The sequence below is a fragment of the Bacillus cereus group sp. MYBK139-1 genome (assembly GCF_051916915.1).
GTDB lineage: Bacteria > Bacillota > Bacilli > Bacillales > Bacillaceae_G > Bacillus_A > Bacillus_A pacificus.
The window spans coordinates 610,660-630,691 of record NZ_JBQAHO010000002.1; the positions used below are offsets into that span (position 1 = coordinate 610,660).

Below are 20,032 nucleotides of genomic sequence, written 5' to 3' on the forward strand. Positions count from 1 at the left end.
AAAAAGAGAAAGGTAGAAAGAATATGATATATTCATGCTATCCAATCATTATTTTTAGGGAGAATAGGGAAATGACAAACAACAATCAAATAGGTGAAAATAAGGAACAAACTATTTTTGATCATAAAGGAAATGCAATTATGACAGAAGATAGGGAAATACAAATTATTTCAAAATTCGAAGAACCTCTTATTGTCGTGTTAGGAAATGTATTAAGTGATGAAGAGTGTGATGAATTAATTGAATTGTCTAAAAATAAATTAGCGCGTTCTAAAGTTGGCTCATCACGTGATGTAAATGATATTCGAACAAGTAAAGGTGCATTTTTGGACGATAATGAACTTACAGCGAAGATTGAAAAACGAATTTCATCTATCATGAATGTTCCTGCGTCGCATGGAGAAGGATTACACATTTTAAATTATGAAGTGGATCAACAGTATAAAGCGCACTATGATTATTTTGCAGAACATAGTAGATCAGCTGCTAATAATCGTATTAGTACGCTTGTCATGTATTTAAATGATGTAGAAGAAGGCGGAGAAACTTTCTTTCCGAAATTAAATCTTTCTGTGCATCCTAGAAAGGGAATGGCAGTATACTTTGAGTATTTCTATCAAGATCAATCACTAAATGAGCTTACGTTACACGGAGGGGCACCTGTAACGAAAGGCGAGAAATGGATTGCAACGCAGTGGGTGAGAAGAGGTACTTATAGATAAGGCGAGTATGTTACGTTTTGTTCTTCAGTGTATAAGAAGAACAAAACGTTTTTTATTAAATAAAGTAGCATCTTTCGTTATAATAACAAGTAATACATGACGATTGAGAGGAACGAAAATGAAATCTATATACATAACCGGCTATATGGGAGCTGGGAAAACAACAATTGGAAAAGCATTAAGTAAAGAACTTCATATGGATGTTATAGATACAGATCAAAAAATTGAAGAGAAGCAAGAGAAGGAGATTCGTGATATTTTTGCCGAAGAAGGTGAAATGGCTTTTCGGGAATATGAAAGTGAGATGTTACGTTCACTACCTGTTGAAAATGTAATCATTACAACTGGCGGCGGAATCATTGAGCGAGAGGAAAACCGAAAGTGGATGAAGGAAAATGGCACTGTCGTGTATTTATATTGTGATCCACACGTAATTGCAGAGAGGCTTCGTGAAGATACGACACGTCCACTATTTCAGAAGAAAGATATAGATGCATTTGTAATGAAATTCGAATCGCGCCGAGCTTATTATGAAGAGGCTCATATTCATATTGATACGACGAATAAGTCTGTAAAGCAAATTATGGATGAATTAAAAGAAAAGATTAATGAATAAAAAAGTGGACATACTAATCAAGTAGAGGTGATGATAATATGTCTACTAATGATTATGTTCGCTTTGTGACACAGCAGTTTGTGTCGTATATGGATGCGCCAAAAGAAGATCGAAAACAAAAGAAAGAACAACGCCGTGCTGAAAAAGAGCCATTTATGAATAAGTGGTTTGGTGTTATGCCGCTAAGTGCTGCTTTGTTTTATCAAAACGTAAAAAATAAAAGAAAAAAATCAAGTTAAAGATTTCGTAATATGTGTAGCAAAATGAAAATCCCCTAGTAGCATCATACTACTAGGGGATTTTCATTTACTGCATAGACTCGTTTTCTTCTGTAACGGCATGTATTTTATTGTTCACCCAGACAAATCCAATTCCGATACAAATGGAAATGCCCCATCCAACAGCGGTCATAATTGCTCTCATTTCACCGTAGCCATCTACACCGAAAACAGAGATGAAATAAATTTTTAAGAAGCTTTTTAATATGAATTGTAGACCGAAAAAGAGCGTTAAATATTGCAATGCTGGATAGATACGACTATCACGATACAGTTCACGACTTTTATCACGGTCATGGCCTTGCAGTGCAGCAATATCTGCTGCGAAATATAACATAAGTGGTTTTTTTATAAAAATTGTACATATAACGATAATACCGAGTACGATGTGATAATACGCATCGTTCCACAACATTCGTTCAGCTGATCCAGATAATAGATCTACCGTTGTATTAGAAATGAGTGTAATTAAAATAAAGAACCCTGTTACGTTAAACTGTTTTTCTTTTTTAAAGGTATACAGTGTATAAATAATCCCCGGAACAGAGGAAAGTAACATTGCGTAATAAGGATCGATATAAGGTTTTGCAAATTTCCAAATGAGGAATGGGATTACGAGATAAAAGACAAGATCTAATATAGCTTTTTTATTTTGATTCATATACAGCCTCCTTAAGTCATACATATATTTTATAATATAATTTCTGAAAATTGTATAAGGTTTAGTGGAAAAAGAAAAAGTATATGATTAGTAGATTGAAAAAAATACCCCTAGCGTAGTAAGTTTTTTTAGTATATAATAAAGGAAACGCTTTCATTTTTAGTTTGTTCACAAAATGGACGGAAAATCACATATTTACTATCGATATGTTGCTTTATAATGAAACTAATTAAATATACATGCATACAATATTGTGAAATAAATAACATAAATAATTTATATAAATGTAAACGTTATCAAAAGAGAGAGGTGGAGGCAATGAGTAAATTTTTCTTCAATCATAATCCAGCAACAGTAGAGGATGGAAGGCTTGTTGAATATGCTGAAATTATTTATGGAGAAGGCGGCCGTTCTGTATTAGAAAATTTAATGGTGAAGGCATCTATCAGATTGCGTGATCGTTATCCGAATAAATCTGACGAGCAGATCTCGAACCTCGTAAATAAAGGCATCCATGATATGTTTCAAAAATATGTGAGTGAGTAAGAGTAGCCATTTGCTACTCTTATTTTTTTGTATAAGGAAGGTGTCTCTAGCTGAAAATAAGGGTGTATTTTGAAAGATATAAAAGGAGTGAAACAGATGAGCAACGGAATTGGCCGTTCAAAAGAAAATCTTCCAACTGATGCAAATCATGTGAGTGCAAAGGATCGTGCGTATCAAAAACGCATGGCAAAGCAAAAACAACAAGAGCGTAATGGTGATAGAGGATAATTCAAAAAAGCTCCTTCAAAAATGAAGGGGCTTTTTAAGTTAGAAAATGATTCGCGGTAACATAAAAGAGTCCACCGTTAATAATTTGTACTGTAATGCGGGGTTCATATTGTTCTTGCAGTGCTTGTTTTTCAATTTCATAGCTTTCAGGAAGTTCATCACTTTCTTCATAAAAACGATTTAAAAGGTCCAAATCGTGATTCCAGCGTACTCTTGCTTCTTTCGCCCACGTATGGTCATCTTCTGCAATAATATTTTTTAAAGCATCCTCTATACGTTGTAAACCACTTTGCGGTTTAATAATAGGCGAGAGCGTAAAACAAAAGTCAGGTATTTTCGGTGTAAGTTTAATTTTAGTTAATGTTTCATGAAAGTTTGCAATCATTGTGCCAGAAATAAGATGAATGCCAATCGAGTGAAGAATATCTTTTTTTCGATCACATTGATAGGAAACTTTTATATTTACACCGAGCCACGGATGGAGCGGTGTATGCGTTGCTCCGCTATGCCGTACTTCTTCATATAAACGTATGTAAGAACCTAATTCTTTTGTCGTTTGAAAAATTTGATGAAGGCGTGGGGAACCGTAGTGGATAAGCTCGCCATCGTTTTCTGCATTTTCTGGATTTGTAATAAGAGTAAGGCGCATCGGATTCGGTACGCCCCCTGTTTTTTCAAGATAGTGCCAATAAAAAGGACGGTTCATTAATAATTTATCCATTTCAATTGTTAACTGCACATCTAATAAATGAGGAGAACGTTCTAAAATTTCACAGTTATTCGCCTCAAAGAAATTGTATAAGTAATTATGAATTTCATGTTGCTGCATAGCCTTGCACCTCAGCTTCATTTCGTTTCGCAAAGTCGATAATAGATGTTAAGTTTTCCATCTTAATGCGGATTTCTCCTTCGCTTTTTGATTGCGCAAATATTTCTTGAATGTGTGCGTCGATGTTTTTCATATTAATTCTCGTTAAAATTTCATCAAGTTCACCGATTACACGCTCAAATAAATTAATTTTTTCATATAACAGTTTCAAAATATGTTCTTCAACAGTGTGTTTTGTAGCTAAGTTATAAATATGAACATCATTCTTTTGACCAAGGCGGTGAATACGTCCGATTCTTTGTTCAAGGCGCATTGGGTTCCATGGTAAATCGTAATTGATCATATGGCTACAAAATTGTAAGTTAATTCCTTCACCACCAGCTTCCGTTGCGATTAGCACTTGCGCATGATTTTGGAAAAGTTCCTTCATCCAATCTTTCTTCCCGCGTTTAAATCCGCCGCGGAATGGGACGGAAGAAATACCGTGTTGTTGTAAAAACCATTGTAAGTACATTTGTGACGCTCGATATTCTGTGAAAATGACGACTTTATCGTCAATTTCTTTTATAAGCTCTAGCGCTTTATTTGCTTTTGAGTTAAAAGGAATACGGTTAATTTTGTCCATTAGCACATCAATATGCGGATCTTTTACGTAATGCTCATTTTCCTTCTGTCGTTTTTCTACATGTTTTTTTAATGAATAGTAAACGGCCTCGCGACTACTACACGCTTCCCGTTTTAAAGTTAATGATGAGAAAGCAGATGTGAAGGCGTCTTGTCCTCGCCAATTTTCGATATCATTATATAGAGCTTGCTCTTCTTCATTAAACTCAACAAAAATTGTACGTACATGTCTCTTTGGCCAATCAATCCCGGTATTATGACGCCGATTTCGGACCATTACTTTGTTAATAAGAGCTTTTAAATCTTCATCAGATTCGGCTGAACGATTTTTTGAAGCATAATATTCTTCAAAATTGGATTGATTGCCTAAGTGTCCTGGTTTTAATAAAGAAACGAGGTTGAAAATTTCATCAATCTTATTTTGGACAGGAGTAGCGGTTAATAATAAACAAAATTTCTTTTTTAATCGCTGTGCAAATTCATAGTTTTTTGTTTTATTATTTTTAAGTTTATGTGCTTCATCGATAATAATAAGGTCATATTCTAAGTTCAAAACGATATCACGATGTGGTGAACGTTTTGCAGTATCAATTGATGATACAATCACATCGGCTTGTTCCCACGAGTAGCTTTTCTTTTGAGCTACAGCTGGAATGAAAAACTTTGTATTTAATTCGTATGCCCATTGTGATACGAGAGAGGCTGGAACGAGTATAAGTACTTTTTTCACAAGGCCGCGGACCATATATTCTTTTAAAATAAGTCCAGCTTCAATCGTTTTTCCAAGTCCTACTTCATCTGCTAGAATCGCTTTACCATTCATTTGTTCAATAACATTTTGAGCGACTTCTAATTGATGAGGAAGTGGTGTGAAATGGGATAAATGTTTCGGTGCTTGTAATCCATCAAAAGTAGGAACAAGTAACGATTTTTCTGTTTCATAAGCTAAATGATATAAATCCCAGTTTGTCCAAGGACCATCTTCATCAATTCTATTTAAAAAATTGTTTTGCCACGTTCGATCTATGGAAATATCGACATTCATTACGACTCTCCCACCTTTTATAAACTAAAGTAATTATGAAAAAATCTTTAATATATAAGCCTTGTAATAAGGCGCTATTACACTTACTGAAAGGTAAACAATAAGTAAAGATAAAGGACTAAATCTTAAAAACTGTATGTAATAAGATTAAGCGTAAAAAATTCTAAATTATTTTTTATGCTAGAATATTGATGAAATATAGCGAATAATGTTAGGATAATGGTGTGAAATGTGTGGAATCTTTCGTATTTTATCCAAGAAAGTGATTTTTTATTTACGCTTTCATAAAAAAATATAATGAGATTCCGTATATCCTATCTTTTCAGAGTGAAAATGTTTAGATAAGGGAAACAACTTTTATTGATTTGTCAGAGCATAAGGGGGAGAGAGCATGATTACATTACAACGTACACCGTTATTTGATGTATACGCGAAGTATGGTGGGAAAACAATCGACTTCGGTGGTTGGGAGTTACCAGTTCAATTTTCAAGCATTAAAGAAGAACATGAAGCTGTACGTACAGCGGCAGGTTTGTTCGATGTGTCTCATATGGGAGAAGTTGAGGTAAAAGGTGTAGATAGTTTAGCATTTTTACAACGTGTTGTTACAAATGACGTATCTACCTTAAAGGTAGGGGGCGCACAATATACAGCAATGTGCTACGAAAATGGTGGTACAGTAGATGATTTATTAATCTACAAACGTGGTGAAGAAGACTATTTATTAGTTATCAACGCATCAAATATCGAAAAAGATTACGAATGGTTAGCTAGCCATGTAATTGGCGATGCGACAGTAGTCAATGTTTCTAGTGAAGTTGCACAGCTTGCAATTCAAGGACCAAAAGCAGAAGGCATTTTACAAAAAGTTGTGTCAGAAGATTTGAAAGAAATTAAGTTCTTTAAATTTAAAAACGATATTGTTGTAGATGGAATTCCAGCACTTGTATCTCGTACAGGTTATACAGGTGAAGATGGATTTGAAATTTACTGTAAGAGTGAAGATGCTGCAAAACTTTGGGAGAAACTTCTTGAAGTTGGAGCAGAAGAGGGCTTAAAACCATGTGGTTTAGGTGCTCGTGATACACTTCGTTTCGAAGCAACATTACCACTTTACGGTCAAGAATTATCAAAAGATATTACACCGGTTGAAGCTGGAATTGGCTTTGCGGTAAAACCAAATAAAGAAGCAGACTTCTTTGGGAAAGCGACTTTAAAAGAGCAAAAAGAAAACGGTGCGCCTCGTAAGTTAGTCGGCATCGAAGTAATCGAACGTGGAATTCCTCGTACGCATTACCCTGTATTTATTGGAGAAGAAAAAATCGGGGAAGTAACGAGTGGTACACAATCTCCAACGTTAAAGAAAAGCATTGGTTTAGCACTAATTGATGTAAAATACGCAGCAGTTGATACAGAAGTAGAAATTGAAATTCGTAATAAACGCGTCAAAGCAGTAGTTGTTCCAACACCATTTTATAAACGTTCAAAGTAACGGGGAGAGGGGTAGATTTCATGTTGCATCGTTATCTTCCAATGACAGAAGAAGACAAAAAAGAAATGTTACAAACGATCGGCGTTCAAACGATCGATGAGTTATTCTCTGATATTCCAGAGAGTGTTCGTTTTAAAGGGGATTTAAAAATTAAAGAAGCAAAATCAGAGCCAGAGCTTTTAAAAGAGTTATCTCAAATGGCTAGTAAAAATGCTAACTTAAAAGAGTACGCTTCTTTCTTAGGAGCAGGCGTATACGACCATTACGCTCCAGTAATCGTAGATCATGTTATCTCTCGCTCAGAATTTTATACAGCTTACACGCCATACCAACCGGAAATTTCACAAGGGGAATTACAAGCAATTTTTGAATTCCAAACAATGATTTGTGAATTAACAGGAATGGATGTAGCAAACTCTTCTATGTACGACGGAGGTACAGCTTTAGCTGAAGCGGCAATGCTAGCAGCTGGCCATACTCGTAAAAAGAAAATTCTTGTATCTAGCGCAGTTCATCCAGAATCAAGAGCTGTACTTGAAACATATGCAAAAGGTCAACACCTTGAAGTTGTTGAAATTAATCATAAAGATGGTGTAACAGATTTAGACGTATTACAAAGTGAAGTAGATGATACAGTTGCTTGTGTAATCGTTCAATATCCAAACTTCTTCGGACAAGTTGAAAAATTAGCTGATATTGAAAAAATCGTTCATCAACAAAAATCATTATTTATCGTTTCTTCAAATCCATTATCATTAGGCGCATTAACACCACCAGGAAAATTTGGTGCTGATATTGTCATCGGTGATGCACAACCATTTGGTATCCCAACGCAGTTTGGTGGACCACACTGTGGTTACTTTGCAACGACGAAAGCATTCATGCGTAAAATTCCAGGACGTCTTGTCGGACAAACTGTAGATTCAGATGGTAAACGTGGATTTGTATTAACGTTACAAGCACGTGAACAGCATATTCGCCGTGACAAAGCGACATCTAACATTTGTTCAAACCAAGCGTTAAATGCATTAGCAGCATCAGTTGCAATGACGGCACTTGGTAAACAAGGTGTGAAAGAAATGGCACGCCAAAACATTTCTAAAGCACAATATGCAAAACGTCAATTTGAAGCGAAAGGCTTCACAGTTACATTTGCTGGACCATTCTTCAATGAGTTCGTTGTAGATTGCAAGCGCCCAGTGAAAGAAGTAAACGATGCATTATTACAAAAGAATATTATCGGCGGTTACGATCTAGGCCGTGATTATAAAGAGCATGAGAACCATATGCTTGTAGCAGTAACTGAGCTTCGTACAAAAGAGGAAATTGACACACTTGTAAACGAAATGGGGGCTATCCAATGAAGAACCAAGACCAAGCACTTATCTTTGAAGTAAGTAAAGAAGGACGCATAGGATATAGCCTACCAAAATTAGATGTAGAAGAAGTGAAACTAGAAGATGTATTTGAGAGCGATTATATTCGAGTAGAAGATGCAGAGCTACCAGAAGTATCTGAACTTGATATTATGCGCCATTATACAGCACTTTCAAACCGTAACCACGGTGTTGATTCTGGTTTCTATCCACTTGGATCTTGTACGATGAAATATAATCCGAAAATTAATGAGAGTGTAGCTCGTTTCGCAGGATTTGCAAATATTCATCCGTTGCAAGATGAAAAGACAGTACAAGGTGCAATGGAATTAATGTACGATTTACAAGAGCATTTAATTGAAATTACAGGTATGGATACTGTTACATTACAACCAGCAGCTGGTGCACACGGAGAATGGACAGGCTTAATGTTAATTCGTGCATACCATGAAGCAAATGGTGACTTTAACCGTACGAAAGTAATTGTTCCTGACTCTGCTCACGGAACGAATCCAGCATCTGCAACTGTAGCTGGTTTTGAAACAATTACGGTAAAATCAAATGAACATGGTCTTGTTGACTTAGAAGACTTAAAACGTGTTGTAAATGAAGAAACAGCAGCACTTATGTTAACAAACCCTAATACATTAGGTTTATTCGAAGAAAATATTTTAGAAATGGCAGAAATCGTCCATAACGCAGGCGGTAAATTATACTATGATGGTGCAAACTTAAATGCAGTATTAAGCCAAGCGCGCCCAGGAGATATGGGATTTGACGTTGTGCATTTAAACCTTCATAAAACATTTACAGGTCCTCACGGCGGCGGTGGCCCAGGTTCTGGTCCAGTAGGTGTGAAAGCTGATTTAATTCCGTACTTACCAAAACCAATTTTAGAGAAAACGGAAGATGGCTATCGCTTTAACTATGATCGTCCAGAGGCAATTGGGCGCGTAAAACCATTCTACGGTAACTTCGGAATTAACGTTCGTGCATACACATACATTCGTTCTATGGGTCCAGATGGCTTGCGTGCAGTAACGGAGTATGCGGTATTAAATGCGAACTATATGATGAGAAGATTAGCACCATTCTATGATCTTCCATTCGATAGACATTGTAAGCATGAGTTTGTATTATCAGGTCGTCGTCAAAAGAAACTTGGTGTACGTACATTAGATATCGCAAAACGTCTGCTTGATTTCGGTTACCATCCACCAACAATTTACTTCCCATTAAATGTGGAAGAATGTATTATGATTGAGCCGACAGAAACAGAATCAAAAGAAACATTAGACGGTTTCATTGATAAGATGATTCAAATCGCTAAAGAAGTAGAAGAAAATCCAGAAGTTGTACAAGAAGCACCTCATACAACAGTCATTAAACGTTTAGACGAAACGATGGCTGCACGTAAACCAGTTTTACGTTATGAAAAGCCAGCTCCTGTACAAGTTTGATTAGAATAACAAAAAAAGAACTCGCTATATGCGAGTTCTTTTTTTGTATGGAGAATTTGTTCCGCAATTTGTGGCCTGGTAATCAGTAGAGATGAACAAAAACACCCACTGATTAAAGTTTCACTTTATGCAGAAGTGGTGAAGAAAATGTTAAAAATTTATATTTTTTGTTTCATAATGGTGTAAAGAAGCAGTTTTATAGGTGATTTTGTTGAAAAAGTCGGTTTGATAAAAGTATTTATTTTTGTTAGAATTTTATTGAAATTAAGAAGATGTGATGAGGCAAAAATTACTCATTTTTATGTATATGTGAAAAAACGAGCAAGACGGGGGTGAAAGTGTGGGATATCGATGTTATAGAATGGTATACCATCTAGAAAATGGAGAAACAATTAAAGATGTAAAAGAATTTTGCTATCGAGACCAAGGAAAAGTGTTAGAAAGAGTAGCGCATCGTGTAATGGATAATAGAGAAGTGACGGCAATTGATAAGCAAGGAACGATCATTTCAATAGCATGTGAGGACATTGTAAAGGTGGAACTTGATTACATAACAGAAAGTTAACCTTGAGTCATATCGAATTATTCGATAAAATATACTGTTGAATGGTGAAGTGAGAAGAGAGGAGTTTATCATGGGTAGTACAAGACACTTTTATATGTTTATCTTAGCGTTTGTTCTTGTTGTGGCATTAACGATTTATTTAATTGTTGATAGCACTTGGTACAACACAGTTCATCCGGCGTTCCTTCTGTTTATGTATGTAGGAATTGCGGTAGTGAGTTTCGGAATGAGAGATGAGATGTTAGATCGCTTTGAAAAGTGATACATATACGAAAGACCAACAGGAAAATGTTGGTCTTTTTTTCTTGCCAAAAATAGGATGGTGTGTATATACTGTATATATAAAGTATATACAGTATATACACAATGGAGGAAAACATGAATATTATTATTTCGAATTCTTCCCAAGACCCTATTTATGTACAAATAAGAAAACAATTAAGCCAGCTTATTTTAAATGGTGGTTTAAAGGGTGGAGACCAATTACCGTCTATTCGTAGCTTAGCAAAGGAATTACAGATTAGTGTAATTACTACGAAGCGTGCGTACGAGGAGCTTGAGAAAGAAGGATATATAGAAACTGTTGCTGGGAAGGGGACTTATGTTTCACGTAAAAATAATGAACTATTAAAAGAACAAAGGCTTCGTCTATTGGAAAGTAAAGCGGAAGAGATTGTAAATGAAAGTAAAGCGTTACAGCTTTCACTTGAAGAATTACAGCAGATGATAGCGTGTTTATATGAGGGGGAATAAAGGGTGTTAGAGCTAAAAAATGTTTGTAAAAGTTATGAAGATTTTGCAGTGAAAAATATAAGTTTTACATTACCACGCGGATATATTATGGGATTTGTCGGACCGAACGGAGCCGGGAAAAGTACGACGATCAAAATGATTATGAATTTAATTAGAAAAGATAGCGGCGATATAAAAATTTTTGGCAAGGACAACAAGAAAGCCGAAAAGGAAATAAAGCAAAATATCGGCTTTGTATATGATGAAAATCATTATTACGAAGATTTAACGTGTGAGCAAATGAAGCGTATTATTGCACCGTTATATAAAAAGTGGGATGAAGAGCAGTATCAATCGTATATGCATAGATTGCAAGTTCCGAAGTATAAAAAAATTAAAGAATTATCAAAAGGAATGAAAATGAAATTTGCGATTGCCATCGCGCTCTCGCACCACGCAGAATTTATCATCATGGATGAACCAACAGCAGGATTAGATCCAGTTGTTCGAAGTGAATTACTTGATATGTTGCAAGAAATTGTAATGGAAGATGAAGTATCGGTATTATTCTCAACGCACATTACAACAGATTTAGAGCGCATTGCAGATTATATTACGTTTATCAACGATGGAGAAATTATATTTACTGGTGAAAAAGAAGACTTAATGGAGAACTACGTAATCGTAAAAGGAAGTAATGATTTATTAGATCGAGAAGGGAAAGAACTATTTGTTGGATTACGAAAAAATAAATTTGGTTTTGAAGGTTTAGCGAAGGATAAACAAGCAATTATTGACTGGTTTGGAAATGAGGTTGTACTAGAAAAGCCTACATTAGATGATATTATCGTTTACACCGCGAAAGGGAGAAGTGCTTATGCGTCAGCTCGTATATAAAGATTTGTTCTTTTTTCGGGTAACTTGGTTAGTAAATCTTGTTGTCCCCCTTGTATTATTTATGTTAGATCCAGGTGGTGAATTGTTATTTTCGATGAGTTGTCTATTTATAACTCTTTCTTCTGTTATGACACTAATCTTTATGGATGAAAGAAATAAAAGTGACATTGTGATAAATAGTTTACCGGTAAGTCGAAAGGATATCATTATTGCTAGATATATTTCCTGTGCAATATTCATTGTAGGCAGCATATTCTCTACGATGTTAGTTGTTTTTCTTATAAGAGGCATTGTAGTTATTGGTGATATCGGTGCATATCATCCTAATCTATACATTGAAATTCCATGGTATGAAGTCATAAATGGAGCTGTTTACGCTGTGTTTTTTGTTGTGACATTTTTTCCAAGTTATTATGTTACAAAGTCAAAGATAGCACGAAGTATAGTATCAGGAGTATCAATGGCAGTTGGTGGGATTGCTTGGATATTTATAGGGGATGGACTGAATGAAACAACGTCATCATTCAGTAATTGGATTATGAATCTTTCGAACATTTTCTTGCTTATAGTTTGGGCGGTTATATTAGTTAGTGTGTATATCGCCTCTATGTTTCTTACAATTAAAATTTACGGAGCACGTGATTTATAGAGAGGGGAATTTAGATGCAGCAATTGATTTTGAAGGAGTTTTTCTTACAGAAGAAGATGTTTCCTTTTTATTTTTTTATACCTATTTTATCCGTTTTTAAAAATTCCGTAGAACCAATGGGGATTGCAATCGGATTATTTATAACATGTAGTACGATTATATATATTTCTTTTTATTATGAAGAGAAAAGTAAAGCAGAAAAAGTATTAGTGAGTTTGCCTATAACGAGAAAAGAAATAGTTATAGCTAAATATATTTCAAGCACATTATTTATTATGGTTGGTTTGAGTGTAACTTTTATAGTCGTAATATTAGGAAATATTTTATTGGGCAGGGATATAGTCATGCCTGGATATGCAATATTTTCAGCAATAGTAGCAACTTTGATCTATTATATTGTAACGATACCTGCTAATTACATTGGAGGATATAAAGCTACTTCTGTTTTGAATGTTATTATGGTTTTGCCTTTAACAGGTATGATCGGTCTTATGTGCAATGTTTTTGGTGATAAAACAATTATGTTAAAAGTACTTCAATCTGAAGATGCTACACTAGCAATGGGTGTTCTTGGAACCGGAGTGTTAGTAAGCATATTCATATCAATGATTCTCTCAATGAAGATGTTTCAGGAGGTAGAGTTATAGAAGAGGCATTTTCATATTAGGAGGTGTAATACATGATCAAGCAATTAGTTTTAAAAGATATGATGATGCAAAGAAAGTTAGGGTTTGTTTATCTTATATGTTTCTTGTTCCTACTCATTGTTGATTTTCGCAGTGATAGTTTTTTGATGACATTTAGCATGTTTGTACCTGCTCTTGGCATGATACTGTCAATGAGTTATGAGGGGAAAAATAGAAGTGAACTGATAGTAAATAGTTTACCGTTTGACCGTAAAGATCTTGTCATAGGGAAATACATATTTGTAAGTATTTTAGTTGCTCTAGGTGGATGTTTCTCACTAGTGGTTGGTTTAATACAGTTGCAAAATGAGCATATGACTGGATTTATGCTGTGGGGAGAAATTCTCGGAGGTATAACAGGTGGGTTTGTTTGTAGCATAATTGTACTTCCGATTGAATTCTCAGTAGGATATAGCAGTGCCAAACAAATTGCTCCGTTCGCCGGACTTGCATTGGGATATTTGAGTGGATTGATTGTAAGTAACGTTTGGTTAGATGTAGAAAATGCTTGGAACACGAGTCTAGTCGTAAATATTTGTTTTATAGCAGGATTGCTTCTTTTATATGTTATGTCTATGTTTTTCTCAATTCATTTGTACAATGAGCGTGATTTATAAGGAGGAAGCGAGTGTGAAGCAACTAATTTTAAAAGATTTCATCATTCAATGGAAGTTTTTAATTTGGTACATACTGTATCCTGTTTTCTTTTATATGGCCTTAACAGATACGGAAAATCTGTTCATAATTATGTCCGTAATTATTACAATTGGAGCAACAGTAAAAACATTTGAAGCAGATAGTAAAAATGAGAGTGAAGTTATAGTAAATAGTTTGCCAATATTGAAAAAACATATTGTGTTTGCAAAATATATAGTAGCAATTATTATTCTTTTTATAAGCGTAACGGTCGGTTGTTTTACGATGGGAATGAAGAATGGGGTTAACCTATTTGAATTTATTGAAACGACAATGGTTGCTAGTATTAGCTTTATTTTAGTGTATTTAAGCTTTGTTCTACCAATATCCTTTTGGTTAGGGTATAAGAAAACTATTTTTATTACGATAGTAATATTCATGGCACCGATAGTTGTTTTAGAAGCTTTGTTTCAAATCAACTTGGAACAAATTCAACTATATAATAACGTGTTATTCATTAGTTCCATATGCATGTTCATAGTATCTATCTTCGTTTCAGTGAAATTGTATGAGAAGAAAGAATTTTAAAAGGTGCCCTATAAAAGGCACCTTCTTCAATAACGACAATAGGAAAGTAAAAGTTTATAAACAGAGAGATTACTCGGTACAACATCTTTCGGAGTATGTAATATAAAGCTGAAAACGATAACGAGAATGAGAAAGAGGAAAAATAAAAATAGGATCTGCTTATGTACGGAATTTTGCATATTATTCACTCCTTTTTTAGGTAGTATGTCCAAAAGAAAGGAGTGTATGAAACATTTTAGGAGGGGAGAATGATGAACAAAAGAAAATGGTTATATAGAATAGGGGTATTTTTCGTTTCAATCGGTCTCATATTAGCAAATGTTTATTCAGATATACCACCGTTATTTCCTAGTTTGCATAAAGGGGTTGGTATAAGTATTGTCATAGTTGGTCTATTTTGTCTTATCACATCAAACTTCTACAGAAAGTCTGAATGAATATAAAAAAGGACAGTTACTCTTTTTCAGAAGAACTGTCCTTTTTAAATAACTTATTCCATAGCTTGGCGATACTCCATATAATGACAAGTGCAATGGAGGCAATAATGGACCAAACGATTGATATTATTTCAAGTGTCATGTTAGGAAGGAATGTGAGAATGGATACTATTTTATGAAACAATGATTCTATTATGTGAAAACTGATTTGTAATAGAACGACGATACTAAGCGTGATCCATGCTAACAGTTGCTTCCCTTTTTCTTTCCACATGACATTCACCTCACGTTAGCTTAATAGTTTTAAGCCAACAGCGCCGCATAGAATGCAGCTTAAGAAAGCAAGACGACGCCAATCCGCTGATTCGCGGAAAATAAGGATGCCTAGAAGTGCACTTCCGGCAGTTCCGATTCCAGTCCAAATCGCGTAAGCAGTTCCCATCGGTAATGTGTTCATCGCTAGGGATAAGAAGAAGAAGCTTACGCCGAAGTTAGCGATTAAAATAACTTTTGGTGCCCAGCCTTTCTTTTCAGTGGCTACTTTCATAAAGAGTACACCAATAATTTCACAAATACCAGCTAGAATTAAAAATACCCAAGCCATTTTATGCGGCCTCCTTCGCTTCTTTTTCTTCTGTTACTCGTTTTAAACCAATTACGCCGAAGAAGATTAAACCAATTAATAATACTTTTACGATAGAGAATGGCTCTCCGAAAACGAAAATTTCTGTAAGAACGATTCCACCAGCTCCAATTCCAGTGAAGACTGCGTATACAGTACCAACAGGTAAATCTTTATAAGCTCTAAATAATAAGATGAAACTGATTGTAATTAATAACGCAACACCAGCCCATTCAAGTGGAGCCTCCGCGTGTTTTAATCCAATTACCCAAAAGATTTCAATAATACCAGCTAAGATTACATAAATCCATGCCATATGTCATTTCTCCTTCCTACCAGTCGTTAGGTAAAGGGCTTAAAAACGACGCATTGCAAAGGAGCAATCCGTCAGTTTGAAAGTCCACGCCAAAATACTTTCCAAGAAGCGTCTAAACGTGTCTCAAAACGATTTAAACCTGCGTATAGTAGTTCAACCATAAGACCGTCAAGTAAGCATAGAAAAGCCTCTAAGGCGTCTTTTACTTCAATGTTATGCAACTCATCTTGTTCGCTTGCTCTTTTAAATACAGGGAATAAAAGTTTTCCGACGTTTTCAATGTGTACATTTGCTTTATTAATAATTTGTTCGCGAAATGCATCAGGCGGAAAATAAGAAGTGCGTAACCAAAACATTGATTCTTCACTTTCACCAAATCGTTTTGCATAGCCCTTTAGTAGCTGTAAGAGCAATTCTTCAGTAGACGAATTTGAAAACTTTTCGATATCGCCTGTGAAGCTCTGTAAGTCTTTTTGAAGAGCGGATTCTAAGCATATAAAATATAGCTCTTCTTTTCCTTTAAAGTGTGCGTAAATTGACGGTTTTTTAATCCCGACTTCTTGAGCAATATTTGCTAATGAAGTTCCTTCGTAGCCGTAGCGTGCGAAATGAGAAAGTGCTACAGCTTTAATGCGGTTTGCTGTCATTTTCATCCCCTACCTACCGTTCGTTAGGTTCATTATATGCAAGGGAAAATATAAAGTCAATAGGTGAAGAGCTGAAAAAGAGCGCTATAGGTAACGCTCTTATTAGACAGTATCTCGTTCAATTAAATGGAATGAAAGCTCTTTTGCGTTCCCGATAATTTGCTCGCTTTGGATTTGTTTATGGAATAAAGAAAACGCATGTGAGCCCATTTCGAGACCGGGATGTTCAATTGTTGAAATTTCTAACGCCTTTGAAATTTCATGATTATCAAATCCGAGGATAGCAAGGTCTTCGGGTATTCGAAGACCTTGCTTGCGAGCCTCTGTTAATAAACCAGCTGCAACTTGATCGTTCGCTGTAAAAATAGCAGTTGGACGATTTTTCATGTTTAAAATACGATGGAGTATTTGTGCACCGTCTTGCATTGTATAGCATTGATGAAAAATCCATTCGGGATGTAACGTTTTGCCTTCGTTACGAAGTGTATCAGCAAACGCTTTTTCACGTTCCATAGAATTTACACTTGTTTTTCTTGCTAAACAAATCCCGATTTTTTCATGACCTTTATTGAGTAAATAGGCGGTGCCGAGACGGAAGCCTTCATAATGATCTACGTAGACAGATGAAATGAGGGGGTGGTGCATTTTTTCGCATGAAATAATAGGAGCAAATTTTGCGAAAGGTTCAATTTGTTCCCATGAACTCGTTCGAGAGCAAATAATCATCCCGTCGAATTGTTTCATTTTCATCATTTCAAGAACACGAATTTCTTCGATACTATCGTAATTCGTTTGACATAAATTAATGTGATATCCAGCTGCTAACGCTTCGTTGCCGATTCCTTCAATAATGGTACTGAAGTATGGAAGGTTAATGAAAGGGAGCATAACACCGATTGTATATGTTTTTCCCTTTATTAAATGAATAGCATTTATATTTTTGGCATAGTTCAATTTTTCAACAGCATCTAGAACACGCTTACGTTTTTCTTCTTTTACGTAAGGGTGATTATTTAGGACGCGGGAAACAGTTGATATGGATACACCAGCGGTTTTTGCAATTTGTTTTATATTGGCCATATGTATCACCTCTCTCTCCTTATTATAAAGGGAAAATAATAAGAATGAAAAAATCTTGACCTGAAAAGCTTTTCACAAACTATGTTATAAATAGGACTTCTGTTATTCGCGTAACCTTTTTATTTGGGCGTGAGAATGATAGGGGTCTTTTTTGCGTCTATAAAAGAAGTTTTGTCAAAATGTGTGAGAATAACGTGGAAAGTTTTCAAAGGGGGAGTTTGTTAATGAGGCGAATATGAACAGCATATAAACAATTGATTCATAAAGATAGCGGTATGAAAGGGCGGAAACAAATTGAAAAAAGGGATCATTTGTTTCGTGTTTTCTAGTCTAGTGCTAAGTTCATGTTCGTTTCAGCAAACGATGCGAGAAGAAAAACAATTTGTGGGAACAACAGGGGGAGCTATGGATCATGTTACAGATCCAATTTCGCTGAAGGAGCTTCCGAAATATTTTCCAGTGACATTTAAAGTTCCGGCGTTTTTACCGTATGACATTACGAGTGATGTGAAGGGAGAAGTCAGAACGATTGGAAAAAAGAACACTGTCTTAATGATTAAATATAAACAGCAGGATCCAAGTAGAAATGAGTATATTGAGTTAAATGTTGCGAACTTTCCTTATAGTTTTCCGGATCTTGTGGAACAGAAACGATTTCAAGAACAAATGAAATTGAATAATGGAGCACTCGCTTATTTTAAAAATAAGGATGACGCCGAGCGAGGAGATGAATTTGCTACGCTTATATGGAAAGAGAAAGAGAAAGGACTTGAATATCAGCTACTGTATCGTAATGCACAAGAAAATGATCAAGATGTGATTAAGAAAAATTTATTATACATTGCAAATAATATGAAATGAAAAACTAGCTGAATTATTCAGCTAGTTTTTGTATGTTATTATTTCTTTTTAATTTTTCCAGTCCACGTTTTGAATCCACCTTGTAATTGGTAGAAATCTTTGTAGCCTTGTTTCTTTAAGTATTGAGCCGCACGACCAGTACGGAATCCGCTTTGACAGTATAAGTAAACTGGTTGATCTTTACGAAGTTCTTTATGACGAAGGCGAATTTGTGATAACGGAATGTTACGTGCGCCTAAAATATGCCCTGCAGTATATTCGTCTGCTTCGCGAATATCGATAAGCTGTGCTTTACGGTAGCCAGCGCGAAACTCTTCTTCTGAAAGTGTTGTAATTAATTTTTTCTGATAGAAATACATCCATACAGTGTAACCGATGAACGCTACGATTACGGCTAATAAAATAATCCAAGTTGTTGACACGATTCTATCGCTCCCTTTTTTCTTATCCTACTTTCAATATTATAATGCCCGTATGTATTTATGCAACAGATTCATTTGTATATAAGAAGAAATTTCGTATTCTTTCACAAATTTTGTCGAATTTGGTAGACTAGAGAATGTGAAAAATAATTGGTTATATGAGGTGCAGGATGGGAAAAGAAAAATGGTGTTATATTAACTCTGGTCAATGTTCACCGGCATTTAATATGGCGTTAGATGAATGTTTATTAAATTGGCAAAGTGAAAAGAAAATGCCACCAACCATTCGTTTTTACGAATGGGAAGTACCGACATTAACAGTCGGGTATTTCCAGCGTGTTGAAAAAGATATTAATATGGATGTAGTTAACGAAAAGAAATATGGATTCGTTCGTCGTCAAACAGGCGGTAGGGGTGTACTACATGATAAAGAATTAACGTACAGTGTTATTGTGTCTGAAGATCATCCGAATATGCCAAAAACAGTTACAGAAGCGTATCGTGTTATTTCGCAAGGTTTACTAGATGGTTTTAAAGCATTAGGGTTAGAAGCGTATTATGCAGTTCCAAAAACAGAAGCAGATCGTGAAAATTTAAAAAATCCACGCTCAGGCGTATGTTTTGATGCGCCGTCTTGGTATGAAATTGTAGTAGAGGGAAGAAAAATCGCAGGTAGTGCGCAAACACGTCAAAAAGGCGTTATTTTACAGCACGGGTCGATTCCATTAGAAATAGATTTAGATGAGTTATATGATCTGTTTTTATTCCCGAATGAACGTGTAAAAGAACGTATGAAGAGTATGTTCTCTTCTAAAGCGGTAGCAATTAATGAATTAACAGACCGTACGTTTACAATCGAGCAGTTAATTAAAGCGTTTGAGGTTGGGTTTGAAAAAGGATTAGATGTAGAGCTTGTTCCGTATGAATTAACAGAAGAACAATTACATGAAGTGCAAACATTAGCAAAAGAAAAGTATGAAAGTAAAGAGTGGAATTATAAAAAATAAGAGGTGGCAA

Annotated in this window: 29 protein-coding genes; 19 read left to right on the plus strand and 10 right to left on the minus strand. The window is 35.3% G+C overall.

The genetic code is table 11. The features are described from left to right. The first annotated feature begins 71 nt into the window (after window positions 1-71). From ACTFRS_RS14290 to ACTFRS_RS14300, 3 genes are all read left to right on the plus strand, one after another. Window positions 72-722, plus strand: a complete 651-nt coding sequence (locus ACTFRS_RS14290) for a 2OG-Fe(II) oxygenase (protein WP_139866676.1) — start codon at window positions 72-74, stop codon at window positions 720-722. A gap of 118 nt (window positions 723-840) precedes the next feature. After that, window positions 841-1,338 carry a shikimate kinase AroK gene (aroK, locus tag ACTFRS_RS14295; RefSeq protein WP_139866678.1) on the plus strand — a complete coding sequence of 166 codons (498 nt, stop codon included), beginning with the start codon at window positions 841-843 and terminating at the stop codon, window positions 1,336-1,338. 38 nt (window positions 1,339-1,376) lie between these two features. Beyond that, entirely contained in the window at window positions 1,377-1,577 is a 201-nt protein-coding gene (locus tag ACTFRS_RS14300; protein ID WP_000106079.1) for a YqzE family protein, read from the plus strand. A 67-nt stretch (window positions 1,578-1,644) separates the two neighbouring features. Here ACTFRS_RS14300 and ACTFRS_RS14305 read toward each other — a convergent pair whose 3' ends face one another. Continuing rightward, window positions 1,645-2,277 carry a VC0807 family protein gene (locus ACTFRS_RS14305; RefSeq protein WP_139866680.1) on the minus strand — a complete coding sequence of 211 codons (633 nt, stop codon included), beginning with the start codon at window positions 2,275-2,277 and terminating at the stop codon, window positions 1,645-1,647. 128 nt (window positions 2,278-2,405) lie between these two features. Further along, window positions 2,406-2,522, minus strand: a complete 117-nt coding sequence (locus ACTFRS_RS14310; protein ID WP_003279814.1) for a hypothetical protein — start codon at window positions 2,520-2,522, stop codon at window positions 2,406-2,408. Window positions 2,523-2,595: 73 nt separating this feature from the next. On the opposite strand from ACTFRS_RS14310, the gene ACTFRS_RS14315 reads away from it, so the two are divergent. Then, window positions 2,596-2,823 (plus strand): hypothetical protein, encoded by a 228-nt coding sequence (locus tag ACTFRS_RS14315; protein WP_000032699.1) that lies wholly within the window; start codon window positions 2,596-2,598, stop codon window positions 2,821-2,823. 96 nt (window positions 2,824-2,919) lie between these two features. Beyond that, complete coding sequence (locus tag ACTFRS_RS14320; protein WP_000064669.1) at window positions 2,920-3,051, plus strand: hypothetical protein; 132 nt, start codon at window positions 2,920-2,922, stop codon at window positions 3,049-3,051. A 34-nt stretch (window positions 3,052-3,085) separates the two neighbouring features. Here ACTFRS_RS14320 and ACTFRS_RS14325 read toward each other — a convergent pair whose 3' ends face one another. Together ACTFRS_RS14325 and ACTFRS_RS14330 are read right to left on the minus strand one after the other, a co-directional pair. Then, a complete protein-coding gene (locus tag ACTFRS_RS14325; RefSeq protein WP_440024802.1) occupies window positions 3,086-3,880 on the minus strand; it encodes a YqhG family protein in 795 nt (264 codons plus the stop codon). Further along, window positions 3,867-5,549 (minus strand): DEAD/DEAH box helicase, encoded by a 1,683-nt coding sequence (locus ACTFRS_RS14330; RefSeq protein ID WP_139866682.1) that lies wholly within the window; start codon window positions 5,547-5,549, stop codon window positions 3,867-3,869. Before ACTFRS_RS14330 ends, ACTFRS_RS14325 begins: the two co-directional genes overlap by 14 nt. Window positions 5,550-5,940: 391 nt before the next feature. Between ACTFRS_RS14330 and gcvT the strand changes: the two genes are divergently transcribed. The 12 genes from gcvT (at window position 5,941) to ACTFRS_RS14390 (ending at window position 15,067) form a co-directional block, all read left to right on the plus strand. Next, window positions 5,941-7,041: a glycine cleavage system aminomethyltransferase GcvT gene (gcvT, locus tag ACTFRS_RS14335; RefSeq protein ID WP_139866684.1), complete on the plus strand. Its 1,101-nt coding sequence runs from the start codon at window positions 5,941-5,943 to the stop codon at window positions 7,039-7,041. Window positions 7,042-7,061: 20 nt separating this feature from the next. Next, a complete protein-coding gene (gene gcvPA, locus ACTFRS_RS14340; protein WP_000903231.1) occupies window positions 7,062-8,405 on the plus strand; it encodes an aminomethyl-transferring glycine dehydrogenase subunit 1 in 1,344 nt (447 codons plus the stop codon). After that, window positions 8,402-9,877, plus strand: a complete 1,476-nt coding sequence (gcvPB, locus tag ACTFRS_RS14345; protein WP_000795696.1) for an aminomethyl-transferring glycine dehydrogenase subunit 2 — start codon at window positions 8,402-8,404, stop codon at window positions 9,875-9,877. The genes gcvPA and gcvPB overlap by 4 nt, the downstream gene beginning before the upstream one ends. A gap of 361 nt (window positions 9,878-10,238) precedes the next feature. Further along, a complete protein-coding gene (locus ACTFRS_RS14350; protein WP_000262495.1) occupies window positions 10,239-10,442 on the plus strand; it encodes a DUF3929 family protein in 204 nt (67 codons plus the stop codon). Between the two features lie 70 nt (window positions 10,443-10,512). Continuing rightward, entirely contained in the window at window positions 10,513-10,704 is a 192-nt protein-coding gene (locus ACTFRS_RS14355; protein ID WP_000535935.1) for a hypothetical protein, read from the plus strand. Between the two features lie 116 nt (window positions 10,705-10,820). Further along, a complete protein-coding gene (locus ACTFRS_RS14360; RefSeq protein WP_001021352.1) occupies window positions 10,821-11,195 on the plus strand; it encodes a GntR family transcriptional regulator in 375 nt (124 codons plus the stop codon). Window positions 11,196-11,198: 3 nt separating this feature from the next. Further along, a complete protein-coding gene (locus tag ACTFRS_RS14365) occupies window positions 11,199-12,071 on the plus strand; it encodes an ABC transporter ATP-binding protein (protein ID WP_000891297.1) in 873 nt (290 codons plus the stop codon). Then, a complete protein-coding gene (locus ACTFRS_RS14370) occupies window positions 12,052-12,720 on the plus strand; it encodes an ABC-2 transporter permease (protein ID WP_139866688.1) in 669 nt (222 codons plus the stop codon). Before ACTFRS_RS14365 ends, ACTFRS_RS14370 begins: the two co-directional genes overlap by 20 nt. 14 nt (window positions 12,721-12,734) lie before the next feature. Next, window positions 12,735-13,367, plus strand: a complete 633-nt coding sequence (locus ACTFRS_RS14375; RefSeq protein ID WP_440024799.1) for an ABC-2 transporter permease — start codon at window positions 12,735-12,737, stop codon at window positions 13,365-13,367. A gap of 32 nt (window positions 13,368-13,399) precedes the next feature. Further along, the gene (locus ACTFRS_RS14380; protein WP_440024797.1) at window positions 13,400-14,023 is read left to right on the plus strand and encodes an ABC-2 transporter permease; all 624 of its coding nucleotides are present in this window, start codon (window positions 13,400-13,402) and stop codon (window positions 14,021-14,023) included. Continuing rightward, entirely contained in the window at window positions 14,007-14,630 is a 624-nt protein-coding gene (locus tag ACTFRS_RS14385) for an ABC-2 transporter permease (protein WP_139867103.1), read from the plus strand. The genes ACTFRS_RS14380 and ACTFRS_RS14385 overlap by 17 nt, the downstream gene beginning before the upstream one ends. Before the next feature lie 248 nt (window positions 14,631-14,878). Then, entirely contained in the window at window positions 14,879-15,067 is a 189-nt protein-coding gene (locus ACTFRS_RS14390) for a hypothetical protein (protein WP_041184700.1), read from the plus strand. A 16-nt stretch (window positions 15,068-15,083) separates the two neighbouring features. Here ACTFRS_RS14390 and ACTFRS_RS14395 read toward each other — a convergent pair whose 3' ends face one another. The 5 genes from ACTFRS_RS14395 to ACTFRS_RS14415 form a co-directional block, all read right to left on the minus strand. Next, the gene (locus ACTFRS_RS14395) at window positions 15,084-15,341 is read right to left on the minus strand and encodes a DUF3975 family protein (protein ID WP_073530053.1); all 258 of its coding nucleotides are present in this window, start codon (window positions 15,339-15,341) and stop codon (window positions 15,084-15,086) included. A 15-nt stretch (window positions 15,342-15,356) separates the two neighbouring features. Further along, window positions 15,357-15,671, minus strand: coding sequence for a DMT family transporter (locus tag ACTFRS_RS14400; protein WP_000312623.1), 315 nt, complete (start codon window positions 15,669-15,671; stop codon window positions 15,357-15,359). Window position 15,672: 1 nt separating this feature from the next. After that, entirely contained in the window at window positions 15,673-16,005 is a 333-nt protein-coding gene (locus ACTFRS_RS14405) for a DMT family transporter (protein WP_042875534.1), read from the minus strand. 71 nt (window positions 16,006-16,076) lie between these two features. Further along, window positions 16,077-16,658 (minus strand): TetR/AcrR family transcriptional regulator, encoded by a 582-nt coding sequence (locus tag ACTFRS_RS14410; RefSeq protein ID WP_003267456.1) that lies wholly within the window; start codon window positions 16,656-16,658, stop codon window positions 16,077-16,079. 96 nt (window positions 16,659-16,754) lie between these two features. Continuing rightward, window positions 16,755-17,732 (minus strand): LacI family DNA-binding transcriptional regulator, encoded by a 978-nt coding sequence (locus ACTFRS_RS14415; RefSeq protein WP_139866692.1) that lies wholly within the window; start codon window positions 17,730-17,732, stop codon window positions 16,755-16,757. Window positions 17,733-18,050: 318 nt separating this feature from the next. On the opposite strand from ACTFRS_RS14415, the gene ACTFRS_RS14420 reads away from it, so the two are divergent. Continuing rightward, on the plus strand, window positions 18,051-18,593 hold the full coding sequence (locus tag ACTFRS_RS14420; protein ID WP_139867105.1) for a DNA polymerase III subunit delta: 543 nt from the start codon (window positions 18,051-18,053) through the stop codon (window positions 18,591-18,593). A gap of 38 nt (window positions 18,594-18,631) precedes the next feature. Here the strand turns inward: ACTFRS_RS14420 and ACTFRS_RS14425 are convergent, their stop codons facing one another. After that, the gene (locus tag ACTFRS_RS14425) at window positions 18,632-19,015 is read right to left on the minus strand and encodes a rhodanese-like domain-containing protein (protein WP_000108655.1); all 384 of its coding nucleotides are present in this window, start codon (window positions 19,013-19,015) and stop codon (window positions 18,632-18,634) included. 170 nt (window positions 19,016-19,185) lie between these two features. Between ACTFRS_RS14425 and ACTFRS_RS14430 the strand changes: the two genes are divergently transcribed. Next, window positions 19,186-20,022: a lipoate--protein ligase family protein gene (locus ACTFRS_RS14430; RefSeq protein WP_000514079.1), complete on the plus strand. Its 837-nt coding sequence runs from the start codon at window positions 19,186-19,188 to the stop codon at window positions 20,020-20,022. The last annotated feature ends 10 nt before the right edge of the window (window positions 20,023-20,032 follow it).